Below are 18,168 nucleotides of genomic sequence, written 5' to 3' on the forward strand. Positions count from 1 at the left end.
TTCTTATACATGAGCGAGCAAGTGCACAACAGGTTGGCGATGGTGCGCGCCGAGCGAAAGGTGTCGCGTCAGAGCCTGGCCGAGGCGGTGGGGGCCCACTACCAGACCATCGGCTACATCGAGCGCGGGCAGTACAACCCGAGCCTCGACCTCGCGCTGAAGATCGCGAAGTACTTCGAGCTGCCGGTCGAGGCGCTGTTCTCCCTCGAACCGTTTCGCCCGCTCACGGACCAGGTCTACGGGAGGAATCAGTGATGGGGGACCAGCGAGTGCAGGAGTTGACCGGATACGACCGGCGGATGGTCGCGCTCATGAACCGGCGCGAGGCCGCGCCCCTGTACGCCACCGCCGCGCGCAGGCGCCTCGTGGTCGTCGTCCACATCGCGCTGACGGCGGCGGGCGCGGCCGCCTGGCTGCTCACCGTCGTGGGAGGTCAGCGGTGGGCGATGTGGACGATGCTCGCCCTGCTTCTGCCGTGGGGCTTCGCCACCGGCGTCATCAACGGCGCCACCCGCGGCCTCCTCGAACTGCGCGTCCGCGCCCTCGACGAGCGGCAGCGCGCCGAGCGCGAGCGGGTGGCGGCCCGCGCCCGGGGTGCCATGCTGTGGGTCCTGTTGGCGGCAGCCGCGGGCGCGGGAGGGGTCGCGCTCCAGGGGTGGGACGGCGAAGGGCTCCTCTTCCCCGTCCTGTTCACCCTCTTCGTCCTGCACTGGCTGATGCCGCTGTGGATCGCGGGGCTGACCGCGCAGGACGAGCCGGACCTCGACGAGGTCGTCGAGGTCGCCTGACTCCACACCTTCCGCGACCGCTCCTGACTCACACCTTCTGCAGCCGCTCCTGCAGCTTCGACACGTCCACCGACTCGTCCGCCGACGGCGTCTTCGACGGGACCGGCTCGTCGTAGTCCGAGAAGGTCGTCGTCGTGTCGTCGCCGTCGCCCTTCTCCACCGCCTTGAGCAGGTAGGGCTTGCCCTCGGTGGCGACGTACAGCGTGGTCTCCTTGCCGTCGTCCGTGCCGGTCAGGGTGATCGCGGAGGTGCCGTCGACCTTCGTGGTCCCGCCCTTCTTCAGTGACTTCGTGTCGTCGTCCGAGTCGTCCTCGATGTCCCTCTGGATCTTGCCGAGGTCGCAGACCTCGGCGGCCTCCTTGAGCATCGCGTCGCTCGTGCTGCCGTGGACGTAGCGGTTCTTGAAGATCTCGGCCGCCGCCTCGCCGTCGCCGCCGGGGACCTGCGTCTTCCAGAAAGTCTCGTCCGGCTTCATCCACACCTTGTCGCCGCGCTTGACCAGTTCGAGCGTGGCGCCGTTGGCCATTCTCATCGTGCCGGTGCAGTTCTCGTCCCGGTCGAGCGTCAGCTCCATGGACGTCGGGTCGTCCGAGTCCGAGTCGGAGTCCTTCGTGGCGTCCGCGCCCGTCGCCTTCATCGAGATGTGCACCGACTTCGCGTCAAGGAGTTCCTGCTTCGCCTTGTCGGAGATCTCCTGCGCGCTCATGCCCTCGACGCCGTTGCCGCCGTCGTCGCCCCCGTCGCTCCCGCCGTCGGCACTGCTCGTGCCGCTCGCCTTGTCCTTCTCGTCGCCATCCGAGGAACATGCGGGCAGGATCAGCAGGGCAACGACACAGCACGCCGCGCTTCCCACAGTTCGCTTGCGGGACATTCCACTCATCACGTCACCTCCGGTGACAAAACGTGTATCGAGCGTACGTTTTGCCACGAGTGCCCGCATGCGCAGTGACACAGCGCACTTTCGGCCACTGGATGCGCATGGTTTCTCCCCCTCAGGGCAGGTGCACCCGGCTACCGCGAGTGACAGGCGGGGCGAATGACAGGAACGGAAGGCAAACGGGACGTGTCCGCACAACAGACCATCCATGTGGGCGGAGAGTGGCTGAGCGCCGCCTCCGGCGCCACCCGCGAGATCCTCGACCCGGCGGACGCGAAGCCGTTCGCCGTGATCGCCGAGGGCGGAGCGGAAGACGCGGACGCCGCCATCGCCGCAGCCCGCAAGGCCTTCGACGAGGGCCCCTGGCCGAGCACGCCGGTCGCCGAGCGCGCCGCGCTGCTGCGCCGCGTCGCCGATCTCCTCGTACGCGACCGTGAGGAGATCGGGCTCCTGGAGAGCCGCGACGCGGGCAAGACCCTCGAAGAGGGCCGCGTCGACGTGGACTGCGTCGCCGACGCCTTCCGGTACTTCGCCGACCTCGTGATCGGCGAGGGCGCGGGCCGCGTCGTGGACGCGGGCTCCGACGACATCCACAGCGTCGTCGTGCACGAGCCCATCGGCGTCTGCTCGATGATCACGCCCTGGAACTACCCGCTGCTCCAGGCCAGCTGGAAGATCGCGCCCGCGCTCGCCGCCGGCAACACCTTCGTCATCAAGCCCAGCGAGATCACCCCGCTGACGACGGTGGCCCTCGTCGAGCTGCTCGTCGAGGCCGGTCTGCCCGCCGGTGTCGCCAACATCGTGACCGGCCCCGGCCACACCGTCGGCGCCCGGCTCGCCGACCACCCGGACGTCGACCTGGTCTCCTTCACCGGCGGCCTCGTCTCCGGCACCAAGGTCGCCCAGGCCGCCGCGCTCGGCGTGAAGAAGGTCGCCCTGGAGCTCGGCGGCAAGAACCCGAACGTGGTGTTCGCCGACGCCTGCGCCACCGACGAGGGCTTCGACACCGCCGTCGACCAGGCGCTGAACGCCGCCTTCATCCACAGCGGGCAGGTCTGCTCCGCCGGCGGCCGCCTCATCGTCGAGGAGTCCGTCCGCGAGCGCTTCGTGGCCGAACTCGCCCGCCGCGCCGAGAAGATCAAGCTCGGCCGCGGCACCGAAGAGGGCGTCGAGTGCGGACCGCTCGTTTCCGCGCAGCAGCGCGAGAAGACCGAGATGTACGTCGCCTCCGCCCTGGAGGAGGGCGCGGTCCTGCGCTCCGGCGGCAAGCGTCCCGAGCCCAGCGACGTCCGCCCCGCCGAGGGCTACTTCTACGAGCCGACCGTGCTCGACCAGTGCCACCGCGGGATGAGGGTCGTGCGGGAAGAGGTCTTCGGGCCCGTCCTGACCGTCGAGACCTTCACCACCGAGGACGAGGCCGTCGCGCTCGCCAACGACACCGAGTACGGCCTCGCGGGCGCCGTGTGGACCACCGACCAGGGCCTGGCCGCCCGCATGGCCCGCCGGATGCGCCACGGCACCATCTGGATCAACGACTTCCACCCCTACCTGCCGCAGGCGGAGTGGGGCGGCTTCGGCAAGAGCGGCGTCGGGCGCGAGCTCGGTCCCGCCGGGCTCGCCGAGTACCGCGAGTCCAAGCACATCTACCAGAACCTGGCGCCCGCGCCGGTCCGCTGGTTCGCGGGCTAGTCCCCAGCCGCGTACGGAAGGACGGACGTCCGGAATCCCGGACGTCCGTAGGTCCGTAGGTCCGTAGGTCCCGAAGTCCAGGAAGTTCAGGCACCCCCCGCCCCTTACGCGCAAGCACCTTGGCACGACCTCGCAGGAAGAGGAGCACCACGCATGTCCCAGACCGAGTTCGACTACGTCATCGTCGGTGGCGGCACCGCAGGATCGGTGATCGCGTCCCGTCTCACCGAGAACCCGGACGTCACCGTCGCCGTCATCGAGGGCGGACCCAGCGACATCGGCCGTGAGGACGTCCTCACGCTGCGCAAGTGGCTCGGCCTGCTCGGCGGTGAGCTCGACTACGAGTACACGACCACCGAGCAGCCGCGCGGCAACTCGCACATCCTGCACAGCCGCGCCAAGGTGCTCGGCGGGTGCTCGTCGCACAACACCCTGATCTCCTTCAAGCCGCTGCCGTCCGACTGGGACGAGTGGGAGGAGGCGGGCGCCACCGGCTGGAACGCCAAGGCGATGGACCCCTACTTCGGCAAGCTGCGCAACAACATCGTGCGCGTCGCCAAGAAGGACCAGAACCAGATCGCCACCGACTGGGTCGAGGCGACGAAGACCGCCCTCGGCGTCCCGGAGGTCGTCGGCTTCAACGACAAGCCGTTCGACGAGGGCGTCGGCTTCTTCGACCTCTCGTACCACCCGGAGAACAACAAGCGTTCCTCCGCGTCCGTCGCCTACCTGCACCCCCACATGGAGGCCGGTGACCGCCCCAACCTCCACCTGTTCCTGGAGACCTGGGCGCACAAGCTGGAGCTTGACGGCAAGACCGCGCGCGGCGTGCACGTGCGCACCAAGGAGGGCGAGGAGAAGCTTCTGACCGCCCGCCGCGAGGTGCTCGTCTGCGCCGGCGCCGTCGACACGCCGCGGCTGCTCCTGCACTCCGGCATCGGCCCCAAGAAGGACCTCGAAGCACTCGGCATCCCGGTCGTGCACGACCTGCCGGGCGTCGGCGAGAACCTCATCGACCACCCCGAGTCGGTCATCGTCTGGGAGACCAACGGGCCGATCCCCGGCAACTCCGCGATGGACTCGGACGCCGGTCTGTTCGTGAAGCGGGACCCGGAGCACAAGGGCCCGGACCTGATGTTCCACTTCTACCAGATCCCGTTCACCGACAACCCGGAGCGCCTCGGCTACGAGCGCCCCGAGCACGGTGTCTCCATGACGCCGAACATCCCCAAGTCCCGTGCCCGCGGGCGTCTCTACCTCACGTCGGCCGACCCCGAGGTCAAGCCCGCGCTCGACTTCAAGTACTTCGAGGACGAGGGCGACTACGACGGGCAGACGCTCGTCGACGGCATCAAGCTGGCGCGCAGGGTCGCCGAGGCCGAGCCGTTCAAGAAGTGGCTCAAGCGCGAGGTCTTCCCCGGCCCGGACGTCACCGAGGACGAGGAGATCAGCGAACTGGTGCGCAAGGCCGCGCACACCGTCTACCACCCGGCGGGCACCTGCCGAATGGGCGCTTCCACTGATGAACTCGCCGTGGTCGACCCGGAGTTGAAGATCCGGGGCCTGGCCGGAATCCGTATCGCGGACGCATCCGTCTTCCCGACGATGCCTGCCGTGAACCCGATGATCGGAGTGCTCATGGTCGGGGAGAAATGTGCCGAGATCCTTGGTGGTGACGGCCGATGAGCGAGGCCACCGTGACGACGTCCACGGACACCGGCAAGAAGGCGCACGAAGGCGGTCCCGTCTTCGCCGTCGAGAAGCTCTGGAAGGTTTTCGGCCCCGGCGCCGAGCGAATACCGGACGACACCTCGCTGCACGGCCTGAGCCCGGCCGAACTGCGCGAGCGGACCGGCTGCACCGCCGCTGTGCGCGATGTGTCCTTCGAGGTCAACAAGGGCGAGGTCTTCGTCGTCATGGGCCTGTCGGGCTCCGGCAAGTCCACGCTCGTGCGCTGCCTGACCCGCCTCATCGAGCCGACCTCCGGCTCCCTCGCCATCGACGGCGAGGACGTCCTCGCCATGGACAAGGCCCGGCTGCGCGAACTGCGCCGCCACCGCGCCGCCATGGTCTTCCAGCACTTCGGCCTGCTGCCGCACCGCTCGGTCCTCGACAACGTCGCGTACGGCCTGGAGATCCAGGGCGTCGGCAAGGCCGAGCGCCGCGCCAAGGCCCTCGAAGTGGTCAAGAAGGTCGGCCTCGAAGGCCTCGAACAGCGCAAGCCCGGCCAGCTCTCCGGCGGCCAGCAGCAGCGCGTGGGCCTGGCCCGCGCCCTCGCCGTGGACCCCGAGGTCCTGCTGTTCGACGAGCCGTTCAGCGCGCTCGACCCGCTGATCCGCCGCGACATGCAGGAAGAGGTCGTGCGCCTGCACCGTGAGGAGGGCCGCACGATGGTCTTCATCACCCACGACCTCGGCGAGGCCCTCAAGCTCGGCGACCGCATCGCCCTGATGCGCGACGGCCGCGTCGTCCAGCTCGGCACCCCCGAGGAGATCGTCGGCTCCCCGGCCGACGACTACGTGCGCGACTTCGTCCGCGACGTGCCGCGCGCCGACGTGATGAGCGTGCGCAGCGCCATGCGCCCCGCCGACGCCGACGAGGAGACCCGCGGCGCGGCCCTCGCGCCCGACGCCAAGGTCGCCGAGGCCATCGAGGCCGTCGCGCGCTCCGGCTTCCCGGTGCGCGTCATGGACGGCAAGCGGTGCCTGGGCGTGGTGGACCACGCCGGTCTGCTCGCCGTCGTCGCGGGCACCGAGGCCGCCGCGCCAACGATCCCCGGCCAGGGCGAGGTGGTCGCCTGATGGCCACCGCCACCGCATCCAGCCCCGTACGAGATACGGGAATCGGCGCGCTCCTGAGGCACCGCGCCGTCGGCAAGCTCCTGCTGCTCGCCGTCGTCGCGGCCGTCATCGTGCCGATCGTCAACGCCAAGTGGGCCTCCGGCGCCTGGCCGGACGCCCTCACCGTCGATCTGACCGAGCCGCTGGGCAAGACCACCGACTGGATCATCGACAACCGCGACAGCCACTGGCTGTTCACCTACTTCTTCGGGCACGTCAGCAACGCGATCGTGCTCTCCGTGCGCGCCGTCTACCTGGTGCTGCTCGCCGCCGGATGGGCCGGCGTGACCGCCGCGGCCGGGCTGATCGCCTGGCGCGTGGCGGGCGTCAGGCTCGCCGTCATGGCCTCCGCGTCGTTCGCCGTGTGCGGACTGCTCGGCATGTGGGTGCCGACCATGCAGACGCTGGCCCTGATGATCGTGGCGGTCCTCGCCTCGGTCGTCCTCGGCCTCCTGCTCGGCCTCGCGGGCGGACTCAACGACCGGGTCTTCCGCGTCCTGCGGCCGGTCCTCGACACCATGCAGGTCCTTCCCGCGTACGCGTACCTGCTGCCGTTCGCCCTGGTCTTCGGCATGGGCGTCCCGGCCGCCGTCATCGCGACGGTCGTGTACGCCGCTCCGCCCATGGCCCGGCTCACCGCGCTCGGCCTGCGCGGCGCGGACGGCGGCGTGATGGAGGCGGTGAGCTCGCTCGGCGCGACCGGGCGCCAGCGCCTGTTCTCCGCGCGCCTGCCGCTGGCCCTCAAGCAGCTCCTGCTCGGCGTCAACCAGACGATCATGATGGCGCTCTCCATGGCCGTCATCGCCTCGGTGATCGGCGCGGGCGGCCTCGGCGACCGCGTCTACCAGGCGCTGTCCACCGTCGACGTCGGTCAGGCGCTCGCCGCGGGCATCCCGATCGTGCTGCTCGCCGTGGTCCTGGACCGCGTGACGGGCGCCGCGGGTGCGCGCATGGGCGCGTACGCCGAGGACGACTCGCCGCTGCGCGGCTGGCGCGGCTGGTCGATCGCGGCCGGCGTGACCGTCGTCGTCGCGCTCGCCGCCCGCTTCGCGGACCGCGTGGACTGGCCGACGAACTGGGTCGTCAACATCGCCCCGTCGGTCAACACGGCCAAGGACTGGATGGTCGACCACATCTACACCGGCGTGCCCGTCGTCGGCGGCACCGCCGACTGGGCGGCCCACTTCACCACCTGGGTCCTCAACCCGGTCCGCGACGGCCTGCAGGGCCTGCCCTGGTGGTCGGTCCTCCTCATCGTCGCCGCGCTCGCGTGGCTGATCGGCACCTGGCAGACGGCTCTGACCGCCGTCGCCGCGATGGGCGCGATCGGCGTGCTCGGCGTGTGGAACAAGTCCCTCGACACGCTCGCGCAGGTCCTCGCCGGTGTCGCCGTGACGCTGGTCCTCGGCTTCGCCATCGGCATCGCGGCCTCCCGCAGCAAGCGGCTCGAACGCCTGCTGCGCCCGGTGCTCGACGTCTTCCAGACGATGCCGCAGTTCGTGTACCTGATCCCGGTCGTCGCCCTCTTCGGCATCGGCCGCGCCCCCGCGGTCGCCGCCGCCGTCGTCTACGCGCTGCCCGCCGTCGTGCGCATCACCACGCAGGGGCTGCGCCAGGTCGACGGCGCCGCGATGGAGTCCTCGCGCTCGCTCGGCGCCACCAGCTGGCAGCAGCTGCGCCAGGTCCAGCTGCCGCTGGCCCGCCCCGCGCTCATGCTCGCCCTCAACCAGGGCGTCGTCCTGGTCCTCGCCGTCGTCGTCATCGGCGGTCTGGTCGGCGGCGGCGCGCTCGGCTACGACGTGGTGTTCGGCATCGCGCAGGGCGACCTGGCGACCGGCCTGGTGGCCGGTGTCGCGATCGTCTGCCTCGGCCTGATGCTCGACCGGGTCACGCAGCCGACGGAACGCAGGGCACCGCGCGCGAAGAAGGGAGCGTGACATGCGAGTTCGTACGCTTCGTACACGTCGTGCACGTGTGATGAGCGCCGTCACGGCCACCGGGGCGCTGCTCGCGCTCTCCGGCTGCGGCGCCGCCGACATGACCAAGCAGGCGTCGCCGTACGCGAACGCCGCCGGAGCCAAGACGGTGACCCTCTCGGTCCAGTCCTGGGTCGGCGCGCAGGCGGACGTCGCCGTCGCCGAGTACCTGCTCAAGAACGAGCTGGGCTACCGGGTCGACAAGGTCCAGATCGACGAGGTCCCCGCCTGGGACGCCCTCAGCCAGGGCCGCGTCGACGCGATCATGGAGGACTGGGGCCACCCCGAGCAGGAACAGCGCTACGTCAAGGACAAGAAGACGATCGTCCCCGGCGGCGACGTCGGCGTGACGGGGCACATCGGCTGGTACGTCCCGACGTACTTCGCCGAGAAGCACCCGGACGTCAAGGACTGGAAGAACCTCAACAAGTACGCCGACCAGTTCCGCACGTCGGAGAGCGGCGACAAGGGCCAGCTCATGGACGGCTCCCCGTCGTACGTGACGAACGACAAGGCCCTGGTGAAGAACCTGGACCTGGACTACGAGGTCGTCTTCGCGGGGTCCGAGGCGGCGCAGATCACGCAGATCGAGCAGTTCGCCAAGCAGAAGAAGCCGTTCCTCACCTACTGGTACAAGCCGCAGTGGCTGTTCGAGAAGGTGCCGATGACGGAGGTGAAGCTGCCCGAGTACAAGGAGGGCTGCGACGCCGACCCCGCCAAGATCAAGTGCGCCTATCCGCACACGCCGCTGCAGAAGTACTTCAACGCGGACTTCGCCAAGAACGGCGGCGACGCCGCGGAGTTCCTGAAGAACTTCACGTGGTCGGAGGAGGACCAGAACGAGGTCTCCCTGATGATCGCCGACAAGAAGATGTCGCCGGACGACGCGGCGAAGGCGTGGATCGACAAGAACGAGAACAAGTGGAAGGCGTGGCTGCCCAAGTAGCCGCCGCGGCTGTCGCTGTTGTTCGTGGTGCCCACCCGTGCCGCAAGGCCGGCACGGGTGGGCACCGCCACGTCTACGTCAACTCATCGGCCATGCCCCGCAAGGCCCCCATGGCCCGCCGCAGCAGACCGGGCCCGAACGTGACCCGCGTGGCCCCGAGTTCCCCCAACTCCCGCGGAGCGGGACCATCCGCCGTGGCCAGGAAGTTCAGCGGTCCCTCGATCCCCGCCCGCAGCACGGGAATCGCCTCCGCCGGCGCGAGGATCGGATACACGCAGTCCACCCCCGCCGCCACGTACAGCCGGGCCCGTTCGATCGCCCGCTCCGGGTCCGCGACACCACGTACGAACGTATCCACCCGCGCATTGATGACGAGCCGCTCCCCCGCGACCTCCCGCACCTCCGCGAGCCACTCCGCCTGCTCCCGGGGATCCCGCAGGATCCCCGTCGCGCCCTTGCCCCCGTAGGAGTCCTCCAGGTTGCAGCCGACGGCCCCCGCGTCCAGGATCCGGTCCACCAGCTCCTTGGCCGCGAGGCCGTAGCCGGTCTCGGCGTCCATCGTCACCGGCACGGACACGGCCCGCGTGATCCGGGCGACCGCCGCGAACATCTCCTTCGGCGGCACCTGCCCGTCCTCGTACCCGAGGGAGAGCGCGATCCCCGCGCTGGGTGTGGCGAGCGCGGGGCTGCCCGCCTCCTCGAAGACCCGGGCGCTCGCGGCGTCCCAGGGCCCGGGCAGGATCAGCGGATCGCCGGGGGCCCGGCCGTGGTGCAGGGCGCGCAGGGTGTCGACGGGGTTCACCACGCGGGGCCTCCGGGCTCGATGCGGCGGCTGACCATCAACCGGTTCCAGCTGTTGATGACGGTGATCAGCCCGATGAGATGGGCGAGTTCGGCCTCGTCGAAGTGCTCGGCGGCCTTCGCGTACACCTCGTCCGGCACGAAGCCGTCGGTGAGGACGGTGACCGCCTCGGTCAGCGCGAGCGCCGCCCGCTCGCGCTCGTCGAAGAACTCCCCGGCCTCTTCCCAGGAGTTGAGAAGCGCGATCCGCTTCGGCGTCTCGCCGTTCTTCAGCGCGATGTCCACATGCATGTCCAGACAGAACGCGCACGCGTTGATCTGCGAGGCCCGCATCATCACCAGCTCGGCGAGCACGGGATCGCCGAGCCCCTTCTTGGCGGCGGCGCTCAGCGCGCTCATCGCGCCGGCGACGCCCTTGTCCAAGTGTGTGGTGCGAGGCGTCACTTGACGTCCCCCGCCTTGTAGTGGCCCGGCACCTGGCGGGTGGAGACGCCGAAGCGGTTCCACGCGTTGATGACGGTGATCGCGGCGATGAGCTGGGTGAGCTCGGCCTCGTCGAAGTGCTCGGCGGCCTTCGCGTACACCTCGTCCGGCACGAAGCCGTCGGTGAGGACGGTGATCGCCTCGGTCAGCTCGATCGCGGCGACCTCCTTGGCCGTGTAGAAGTGCTGCGACTCCTCCCACGCGCTGAGCTGGATGATCCGCTCGACGCTCTCGCCGGCCGCGAGCGCGTCCTTGGTGTGCATGTCGAGGCAGAGGGCGCAGTGGTTGATCTGCGAGGCGCGGATCTTGACCAGCTCGAAGATCACCGGGTCGAGTCCCCTGCGGGCGGCCGTGTCGAGCTTGATCATGGCCTTGAAGACCTCGGGGGCGTGCTTGGCCCAGGCGAGGCGGGGGGTGTGCTCGTGGACGTACTCCTTGGCGGAGGCGGCCCGGGCGGTGCTCTCGGTGGCGTTCTCGTGCGTCATCTCGTTCGTCGTCATGGCATTGACCCTACGGTCGCGGTAGCCCACGGGTATGGTCCATTTCCATGGGAGAAACCTGGGCCACTTTGGGCGTCGACCTCCACCTGGAGACGGGCGGCGGCGCCTCGCGTCACGGTGTCCGCAAGGGCCTGACCGACGCGCTGCGGGAGGCCGTGCGCGGCGGCCGCCTGGCCCCCGGTACCCGCCTGCCGTCGTCCCGCTCCCTCGCCGCCGACCTCGGCATCGCGCGCAACACGGTCGCCGACGCGTACGCGGACCTGGTGGCCGAGGGCTGGCTCACCGCGCGGCAGGGGTCGGGCACACGGGTGGCGGAGCGGGTCGTGGCGCCGCCGGTACGCCCCGCGCCGACCCGCAGGCCCGTCGGGGCGCCGACGTACGACCTGAGTCCCGGCACCCCGGACCTCTCCTCCTTCCCGCGCGCGGAGTGGCTCAAGGCGGCCCGCCGTGCCCTGGCGAAGGCGCCCAACGACGCGCTCGGGTACGGCGATCCGCGCGGCCGCGTCGAACTCCGCGAGGCCCTTGCCGGGTACCTCGCGCGGGCGCGCGGCGTCCACGCGGACCCCGACCGCATCGTCGTCACCGCCGGGTTCGTGCACGGCCTGTCGCTCATGGGCGCCGTCCTGCGCCGCCGAGGCCTGCGGGAGGTGACCGTGGAGTCGTACGGCCTGGACGTCCACTGGGACCTGCTGCACCGCGCTGGCCTGCGCACGGCGCCGCTCGGCTTCGACGAACTGGGCACGAGCACCGCCGGGTTGGGCTCCGGGGCGGGCTCGTCGAAGGCGGTCCTGCTGACCCCCGCGCACCAGTTCCCGATGGGCGTGCCGCTGCTCCCGGACCGGCGGGCGGCGGCGGTCGACTGGGCGCGGCGCGAGGGCGGGCTGATCCTGGAGGACGACTACGACGGCGAGTTCCGCTACGACCGCCAGCCCGTCGGCGCGCTCCAGGGCCTCGACCCCGAGCGCGTGGTCTACCTCGGCACGGCCAGCAAGTCCCTCGCGCCCGGCCTGCGCCTGGGCTGGATGGTGGTGCCGTCCGGCGTGCGGGACGAGGTGCTCGGTGAGAAGGACGCGGCGGGCTGGTCCTGCGGCACGCCCGACCAGCTGACGCTGGCGGAGTTCCTCACGTCGGGTGCGTACGACCGCCATGTGCGCGGCGCCCGCCTCCGCTACCGCCGCCGCCGCGACCAGCTCGTCGAGGCGCTCGCGGCGCGGTCTCCCGAGGTCCGCGCCACGGGCATCGCGGCGGGCCTCCACGCGGTCCTCGAACTCCCGCCGGGCACGGAGCAGTCCATCGTCCAGGCGGCCAACTGGGAACGCCTCGCGGTCCAGGGCCTCTCCCGCTTCCGCCACCCACGGGCGACGGCGCGGCAGCGGGACGCGCTGGTGGTGGGGTACGGGACTCCTGCGGAGCATGCGTGGACGGGGGCGTTGGAGGCGCTGTGCAGGGTGCTGCCGTGACGATGCTCCGCGCTGTGACGGTGTCCCGTGTCCGGGCGATCACCGAGGGCCGCCGTGGATCACCGGCTCCGCCGAGTTCGTCCTCAATCGCCGGACGGGCTGGATAGCCGGATCCCGTCCGACGCAAAATCCCCAGCCCGTCCGGCACGAGCGCTTCAGCCCGTTCGGTGCGAGCGCTTCAGCCTGTCCGGCGCGAGGGCTTCAGCCCGTTCGGCGCTTGTTCCTTCAGCCCCTCCGGCGCTTGTCTTCTTTCAGCCCCTCCGGCGTTTGAGGAGCGGGGTCTGGGGCGGAGCCCCAGTTTCGGGAAGGGGCGGGCTTGGGGAGAGAACCGCCGGAGGCCTACCGAGCCCCCTCCGCCGGCGCCTCTCCAAATCGGGCCAACGCCAACGCCCCCGCCACGGCCACGGCGAACCCCAGCACCGCCAGCCACCCCAGCCCCTCCCGCGTCCGGTCACCAAGCCAGACCACACCGACCAACGCGGGCCCGATCGTCTCCCCGATCACCATCCCGGCGGTGGCGGCCGTCACCGACCCCCGCTGCAACGCGGACGTCAGCAGCAGAAACGCCGCCCCTCCGCCCACCACCAAGGCGTACGTCGCCGGATTGGCGACCAGCGCCCCCGGCGACACGTCGTCGATGAGCCGCACCGCCACCTCGACCACCCCGAAGCCGCACCCCGCCCCGAGCCCGAGCGCCAGTGCCCGCCCCCGGTCCGGCAACCGCCCCGCCACGGCACCGAGCACCAGCACGGCCACGGCGACGCCCAGCATCACGTACCGAAGCGTCGTCGAACCCCCGTGATCCCCCTCGTCCCCGGACGCGAGCCCCAGCATCGCGAGCCCCGCGCAGACGACGCCCACCGCACCCCACTCGACGCCGCTGAGCCGCACGTGCAGAAGCCGCGCCGCGACCACCGCCGTGACGGCGAGGCTCGCGGCGAGCGCCGCCCCCACCGCGTAGATCGGAAGGGAGCGCAGGGCGACGATCTGCAGCAGGAAGCCGAGACCGTCGAGGCCGAGCCCCGCGAGGTAGCGCCACTGGCGCAGGGCGCGCACCAGCAGCGCCGGATCGACACCGGAGCCGGTGCCCGGCGCGGTGGCGCGCGCGGCGACCGCCTGCAGAACCGAGGCCGTGCCGAAACAGACCGCTGAGCCGAGTGCGCAAATCATCCCAAGAGACACGAAGTGACTTTAGATGAAGGTGAGTCAAAGGAGACCCAAGGGATATCCGGTGGAGCCGCCTGGCACGGTGCGCGGGCGCTTCCCTACGCTGATCGCTGATCGTGTACGCGACATCGCGTACGAAGCGCGGAACAGCACGGGGGACCGGCACCACATGACACAGAAGCAACCACGGCGGCTGCGCTCCAGCACCGTCGTCCTCGGCGGCATGGGCGTCCTCGCGGCGGCCCTGACCTCCTGCGGCTCGGATCCGGACCGGCGCTGCGTGGACCGGGACAGCTACGACGCGCTCCTCGGGTACAAGGTCATGGCCGACAAGAACTGCTCGTCGTCGGGGTCGTCGTCCTCGTCGGGCAAGGCCCGCAAGAAGGGCTCGGGTTCGTACGGCACCGGCACCGGCACCAGCTCCGGCACCGGCTCCGGTAAGTCCTCCGGCCGTCCCGACCCCGCCTGGTACTACGACTCCGAGGTCGACGGCCGCTACGCCGATTACGGCACCTTCAGCCGCAGCGAGGCCGTCGACCGCGACGGCTTCGGCTGCTCGGGCAGCGGCAGCGGCGGCGGCTGACCGGGACGACACGGACACCCACGCCATGGAACGCCGCACCACGGAACCCCGCCCCGGCTGGCAGCAGACCGTCGAGGACCAGGGGCTGATCTATCCGCTCACCCGCTACCCCGACGGCACCCTGCGCCCCTACTGGGACGAGAGCGCGTACTACGTCTTCTCGCTCCCCGAGGTGGAGGCGCTGGAGGAGGTCGTCGAGGAGCTGCACGCGATGTGCCTGGCCGCCGCCGCGCACATCGTCGAGCACGACCGCCTCGCCGACCTCGGCATCACGGACCCGCGGGTGGCCGACGCCGTCACCGAGGCCTGGCGCAGGCGCGAGGAACTCCCGTCCCTGTACGGTCGGTTCGACCTGCGCCACGACGGCACGGGCCCCGCCAAGATGCTGGAGTACAACGCCGACACGCCCACCTCCCTGGTCGAGGCGGCGAGCCCGCAGTGGTTCTGGATGGAGGAGCGCTTTCCCGGCGCCGACCAGTGGAACTCCCTGCACGAGCGCCTCGTCGACGCCTGGAAGAAGCAGGCCCCGCTGCTGCCGCCGGGCGGCCCGCTGTACTTCGCGCACTCCGCCGCCGACGAGCTCGGCGAGGACCTGATGACGGTCGCCTATCTGCGCGAGACGGCCGACCAGGCGGGCCTGGCCACGGAGTCCATCTCCATGGAGGACATCGGCTGGGACCGTCTCTCGCGCCGCTTCGTCGACAAGAAGCTCCGCTTCATGCGCAGTTGCTTCAAGCTCTACCCGTGGGAGTGGCTCACCACGGACCGCTTCGCGCCGCACGTCATGGAGACCCTCGACAACGGCGGTGGCACCGGATCGACGCTGTGGATCGAGCCCGCCTGGAAGATGCTCCTGTCCAACAAGGCGCTGCTCGCCGTGTTGTGGGAGCTGTATCCGGGCCACCCGAACCTGCTGCCGGCCTACTTGGACGGCCCGCGCGAACTGGCCGCGTCCACGGGCTACGTGGCGAAGCCGCTGCTGGGCAGGGAGGGCGCGGGAGTGACGGTGCACGAGCCGGGGGCCGAGTCCGAGGCGGCCGCGCGTGAAGAGGCCTGCTGTTACCAGGAGTTGGCGCCGCTGCCGGAATTCGACGGCAACCGGGCCGTCCTCGGCGCGTGGGTCGTGGAGGGCGAGGCGGCGGGGCTCGGCATCCGGGAGTCGTCGGGGCTCGTCACGGACGAGTACGCGCGGTTCATCCCGCACGTAATTCTGTGAATTCTTGACGTAACTCTGTGAAACCTTGATGACGTCCGAAGTCACCTTTATCGGCAAGGCATTTCGGCCCCGCCGGGGCCCCGGCGGGCGCACCGTGTGTCACTCATGCCCTGTCCGCTCCCGGCACCCTCAGTTCTCTGTGCAGTATCCGGTCGGTGTCCAGCTGGCCGGAAAGAATTCTGTTCGCCCTGCGCACGGCTCCGCAGACTGATGGCGCATCGCCCATCCGTTCGCTCGCCCATTCCTCTCGGAAGGAAGCCGGATTCATGGCGACTGAAATGGCACGCATTCGCATCGAACTGGTCAAGGTGCACTGTTACGACACCGAGGACAACCTCGGCGGCGACGAGTTCTACATCGTCGGCGGTGTCATCGGCGGTGAGCAGCGCCAGGTCGTGCTCACCAAGCCGATCGACATCAACGACAACCAGACGAAGCCGTTCAACCCCAGCGAGGCCGTGATGTTCGAGGGCGAGATCGCCCTCTCGGAAACGGTGCACCTGGGGATCGCGGCGTTCGACGAGGACTTCGCGGCGGACTGGGGCAAGTACGGCCAGGCGCTCAAGGAGATGTCCAACTCCATCAACAACCTCAAGCCCATTCCGGGGCAGGTCGGCCAACAGATCATCGACGAGACCAGCACCACGGCGAACGAGGTCCTGAAGAAGATCGACCCGGACGACGAACTGGGTCAGCTCACCTTCAGCCTGCCCGTCTCGGAACTGCGCAGCGGCGACAAGCCCTGGTACTTCGAGGGCGGAACGTGGATGGGCAAGTGGAAGTACCAGGTCACGTACCGGATCACGAAGATGGCCGTCAGCTGACCCGACTGAACCGACGGACCGCGACGGGTCGATCGCGGCGGGCTGACCATGACAGGCCGACTGCGGCAGGCCGACTGGGGTAGGCCGACTGCGACGAGCCGCGAGCATGCCGCGCGGCGTCGCCTCCTGATGGCGCCGACCAACGCGACGCGGCCGCCGGGTCGGTCCACGCCGTCGGGCGCGGCCTGCGCGAGCAGTTCGGGCAGGCCGCCCCGGCGGTAGTCGATGGCGACGTCGTACCCGAAGGCGTGGCGGCGTCGTACCCGAAGGCGTCCAGGAGCTTCTGCGTCCCCGGCACGGCCGCCCGCCCCCGCGAGGCAGAGGGCGCGCCCTCTGCCTCGCGCGGAACGCGACGTACGAGAAGGGACCGTACGAGGGACGAGCGGAGGGTTCGGAGGCCTGACCCCGCCCCTCCCGCTACCCGACAAGCCGCTACCCGAGGCCGCCGCGCCAAGCCGCCGCGCCATGCAGCTGGCCGCCGTTCAGCTACGCCCCGCCACTCACACTCATACGCCCCCCTCCACTAACTCAACACCGCCCTCAACTGATCGAGCCCCCAGTCCAGATCCTCCTTGCTGATCACCAGCGGGGGAGCGATCCGAATCGTCGAACCGTGTGTGTCCTTGACCAGCACTCCCCGATCCATCAACTTCTCCGAGATCTCCCGGCCCGTGCCGTACGACGGCGCGATGTCGACACCCGCCCACAGCCCACGCCCCCGCACCTCCGTCACCTTGCCGGTCCCGGTCAACAGCCCCAGCTCGGCGTGCAGATGCTCGCCCAGCTCCGTGGCCCGCTGCTGGAACTCGCCCGTCGACAGCATGTCGATCACCTCGAGCGCCACGGCGCAGGCGAGCGGATTGCCGCCGAACGTCGACCCGTGCTCACCCGGCTTGAACACCCCGAGCACGTCCGCGTCCGCCACGACCGCCGAGACCGGCACGACCCCGCCCCCGAGCGCCTTGCCCAGCACATACATGTCCGGCACCACGCCCTCGTGCTCGGACGCGAATGTGCGGCCCGTCCTGCCCAGCCCCGACTGGATCTCGTCCGCGATGAAGAGGACCCCGCGCTCCCGGGTCAACTCCCTGACCCCCGCCAGATATCCGGCCGGCGGCACGAGCACCCCGGCCTCGCCCTGGATCGGTTCGACCAGCACCGCGACGGTGTCGTCGGTGACCGCCGCCCGCAGCGCCGCCAGATCGCCGTACGGCACGATCTCGAAGCCGGGTGTGTACGGCCCGAAGTCCGCCCGTGCCTCCTCGTCCGTGGAGAAGCTGACGATGGTCGTGGTCCGCCCGTGGAAGTTGCCGGCCGCGACAACGATCTTGGCCTGTCCGTCCGGCACCCCCTTGATCCGGTACCCCCACTTCCGCGCGGTCTTCACGGCCGTCTCGACGGCCTCCGCGCCGGTGTTCATGGGCAGCACCATCTCCTTGCCGCAGAGCGCGGCCAGGCGCGTACAGAACTCGGCGAACCTGTCGTGGTGGAAGGCCCGCGAGGTCAGCGTGACCCGGTCCAACTGGGCCTTGGCCGCCTCGATCAGCCGGCGGTTCCCGTGCCCGAAGTTCAGCGCCGAGTACCCGGCGAGCATGTCGAGGTAGCGGCGCCCCTCGACGTCGGTCATCCACGCGCCCTCGGCCGAGGCGACCACGATGGGCAGCGGATGGTAGTTGTGCGCGCTGTGCGCCTCAGCCGAGGCGATGAACCCCTCGGTGGCCGACGACGAAGACGACGATGACGAAGCTGAAGCAGCTGACGAAGATGATCCAAAGGGAGATGACGTAGTCGACACGGGGTCTCCGATCGTCCTGCGGCGTGGGGCGGGTGTGGCGCCCAAGTTCTATCGTCGCTCGCATCGCGGACGAAGAAACATGCCGCATCGGCGTGCCAGCTATGGTGGCCTCTACAGCACGGCGACTGGCGTACGGGGAACGGACCCCGAGGAAGCCGTGCGAGGCAGAACCTTCGAGGTGCCGCCCGCCTGGGCACCCCGGGACCACGACCGGACACTCACC

17 protein-coding genes and 1 riboswitch are annotated in these 18,168 nt (G+C 70.3%); of the genes, 11 read left to right on the forward strand and 6 right to left on the reverse strand.

The window, feature by feature from the left end; translation table 11 throughout:
- The first annotated feature begins 9 nt into the window (after nucleotides 1–9).
- Entirely contained in the window at nucleotides 10–255 is a 246-nt protein-coding gene (locus tag ACZ4D5_RS18190) for a helix-turn-helix transcriptional regulator (protein WP_055699457.1), read from the forward strand.
- Nucleotides 255–788 (forward strand): hypothetical protein, encoded by a 534-nt coding sequence (locus ACZ4D5_RS18195; protein ID WP_467773354.1) that lies wholly within the window; start codon nucleotides 255–257, stop codon nucleotides 786–788. Before ACZ4D5_RS18190 ends, ACZ4D5_RS18195 begins: the two co-directional genes overlap by 1 nt.
- Before the next feature lie 28 nt (nucleotides 789–816).
- Here the strand turns inward: ACZ4D5_RS18195 and ACZ4D5_RS18200 are convergent, their stop codons facing one another.
- Nucleotides 817–1,668: a hypothetical protein gene (locus ACZ4D5_RS18200; protein ID WP_467773355.1), complete on the reverse strand. Its 852-nt coding sequence runs from the start codon at nucleotides 1,666–1,668 to the stop codon at nucleotides 817–819.
- A 156-nt stretch (nucleotides 1,669–1,824) separates the two neighbouring features.
- On the opposite strand from ACZ4D5_RS18200, the gene ACZ4D5_RS18205 reads away from it, so the two are divergent.
- The 5 genes from ACZ4D5_RS18205 (at nucleotide 1,825) to ACZ4D5_RS18225 (ending at nucleotide 9,116) form a co-directional block, all read left to right on the forward strand.
- Nucleotides 1,825–3,354, forward strand: coding sequence for an aldehyde dehydrogenase family protein (locus ACZ4D5_RS18205; protein WP_467773356.1), 1,530 nt, complete (start codon nucleotides 1,825–1,827; stop codon nucleotides 3,352–3,354).
- A gap of 153 nt (nucleotides 3,355–3,507) precedes the next feature.
- Nucleotides 3,508–5,040, forward strand: coding sequence for a GMC family oxidoreductase (locus ACZ4D5_RS18210; RefSeq protein ID WP_467773357.1), 1,533 nt, complete (start codon nucleotides 3,508–3,510; stop codon nucleotides 5,038–5,040).
- A complete protein-coding gene (locus ACZ4D5_RS18215; protein ID WP_467773358.1) occupies nucleotides 5,037–6,155 on the forward strand; it encodes a quaternary amine ABC transporter ATP-binding protein in 1,119 nt (372 codons plus the stop codon). Before ACZ4D5_RS18210 ends, ACZ4D5_RS18215 begins: the two co-directional genes overlap by 4 nt.
- Nucleotides 6,155–8,131, forward strand: a complete 1,977-nt coding sequence (locus ACZ4D5_RS18220; RefSeq protein ID WP_467773359.1) for an ABC transporter permease — start codon at nucleotides 6,155–6,157, stop codon at nucleotides 8,129–8,131. The genes ACZ4D5_RS18215 and ACZ4D5_RS18220 overlap by 1 nt, the downstream gene beginning before the upstream one ends.
- Nucleotide 8,132: 1 nt before the next feature.
- A complete protein-coding gene (locus tag ACZ4D5_RS18225; RefSeq protein WP_467773360.1) occupies nucleotides 8,133–9,116 on the forward strand; it encodes an ABC transporter substrate-binding protein in 984 nt (327 codons plus the stop codon).
- 73 nt (nucleotides 9,117–9,189) lie between these two features.
- Here the strand turns inward: ACZ4D5_RS18225 and ACZ4D5_RS18230 are convergent, their stop codons facing one another.
- The 3 genes from ACZ4D5_RS18230 to ACZ4D5_RS18240 are packed head-to-tail and all read right to left on the reverse strand — an operon-like array spanning nucleotide 9,190 to nucleotide 10,900.
- Complete coding sequence (locus ACZ4D5_RS18230) at nucleotides 9,190–9,918, reverse strand: isocitrate lyase/PEP mutase family protein (protein WP_467773582.1); 729 nt, start codon at nucleotides 9,916–9,918, stop codon at nucleotides 9,190–9,192.
- Nucleotides 9,915–10,361, reverse strand: a complete 447-nt coding sequence (locus ACZ4D5_RS18235; RefSeq protein ID WP_467773361.1) for a carboxymuconolactone decarboxylase family protein — start codon at nucleotides 10,359–10,361, stop codon at nucleotides 9,915–9,917. The genes ACZ4D5_RS18230 and ACZ4D5_RS18235 overlap by 4 nt, the downstream gene beginning before the upstream one ends.
- Nucleotides 10,358–10,900, reverse strand: a complete 543-nt coding sequence (locus tag ACZ4D5_RS18240; protein ID WP_467773362.1) for a carboxymuconolactone decarboxylase family protein — start codon at nucleotides 10,898–10,900, stop codon at nucleotides 10,358–10,360. Before ACZ4D5_RS18240 ends, ACZ4D5_RS18235 begins: the two co-directional genes overlap by 4 nt.
- A gap of 47 nt (nucleotides 10,901–10,947) precedes the next feature.
- Between ACZ4D5_RS18240 and pdxR the strand changes: the two genes are divergently transcribed.
- The gene (gene pdxR / locus ACZ4D5_RS18245) at nucleotides 10,948–12,360 is read left to right on the forward strand and encodes a MocR-like pyridoxine biosynthesis transcription factor PdxR (RefSeq protein ID WP_467773363.1); all 1,413 of its coding nucleotides are present in this window, start codon (nucleotides 10,948–10,950) and stop codon (nucleotides 12,358–12,360) included.
- A gap of 339 nt (nucleotides 12,361–12,699) precedes the next feature.
- On the opposite strand, the gene ACZ4D5_RS18250 is transcribed toward pdxR, so the two are convergent.
- On the reverse strand, nucleotides 12,700–13,530 hold the full coding sequence (locus ACZ4D5_RS18250; RefSeq protein WP_467773583.1) for a DMT family protein: 831 nt from the start codon (nucleotides 13,528–13,530) through the stop codon (nucleotides 12,700–12,702).
- Nucleotides 13,531–13,696: 166 nt separating this feature from the next.
- Here ACZ4D5_RS18250 and ACZ4D5_RS18255 point away from each other — a divergent pair, with 166 nt between their 5' ends.
- The 3 genes from ACZ4D5_RS18255 to ACZ4D5_RS18265 all read left to right on the forward strand — a co-directional run bounded on the left by ACZ4D5_RS18255 (nucleotide 13,697) and on the right by ACZ4D5_RS18265 (nucleotide 16,150).
- On the forward strand, nucleotides 13,697–14,110 hold the full coding sequence (locus ACZ4D5_RS18255; RefSeq protein ID WP_467773364.1) for a hypothetical protein: 414 nt from the start codon (nucleotides 13,697–13,699) through the stop codon (nucleotides 14,108–14,110).
- A 25-nt stretch (nucleotides 14,111–14,135) separates the two neighbouring features.
- Nucleotides 14,136–15,326, forward strand: a complete 1,191-nt coding sequence (locus ACZ4D5_RS18260) for a glutathionylspermidine synthase family protein (protein ID WP_467773365.1) — start codon at nucleotides 14,136–14,138, stop codon at nucleotides 15,324–15,326.
- Nucleotides 15,327–15,592: 266 nt separating this feature from the next.
- A complete protein-coding gene (locus ACZ4D5_RS18265) occupies nucleotides 15,593–16,150 on the forward strand; it encodes a hypothetical protein (RefSeq protein ID WP_467773366.1) in 558 nt (185 codons plus the stop codon).
- Between the two features lie 523 nt (nucleotides 16,151–16,673).
- On the opposite strand, the gene rocD is transcribed toward ACZ4D5_RS18265, so the two are convergent.
- On the reverse strand, nucleotides 16,674–17,855 hold the full coding sequence (gene rocD / locus ACZ4D5_RS18270; RefSeq protein WP_467773584.1) for an ornithine--oxo-acid transaminase: 1,182 nt from the start codon (nucleotides 17,853–17,855) through the stop codon (nucleotides 16,674–16,676).
- Between the two features lie 201 nt (nucleotides 17,856–18,056).
- A riboswitch (ZMP/ZTP riboswitch) is annotated at nucleotides 18,057–18,147 on the forward strand.
- Nucleotides 18,148–18,168: the final 21 nt, after the last annotated feature.

It is taken from the genome of Streptomyces sp. NPDC025651 (assembly GCF_055558735.1).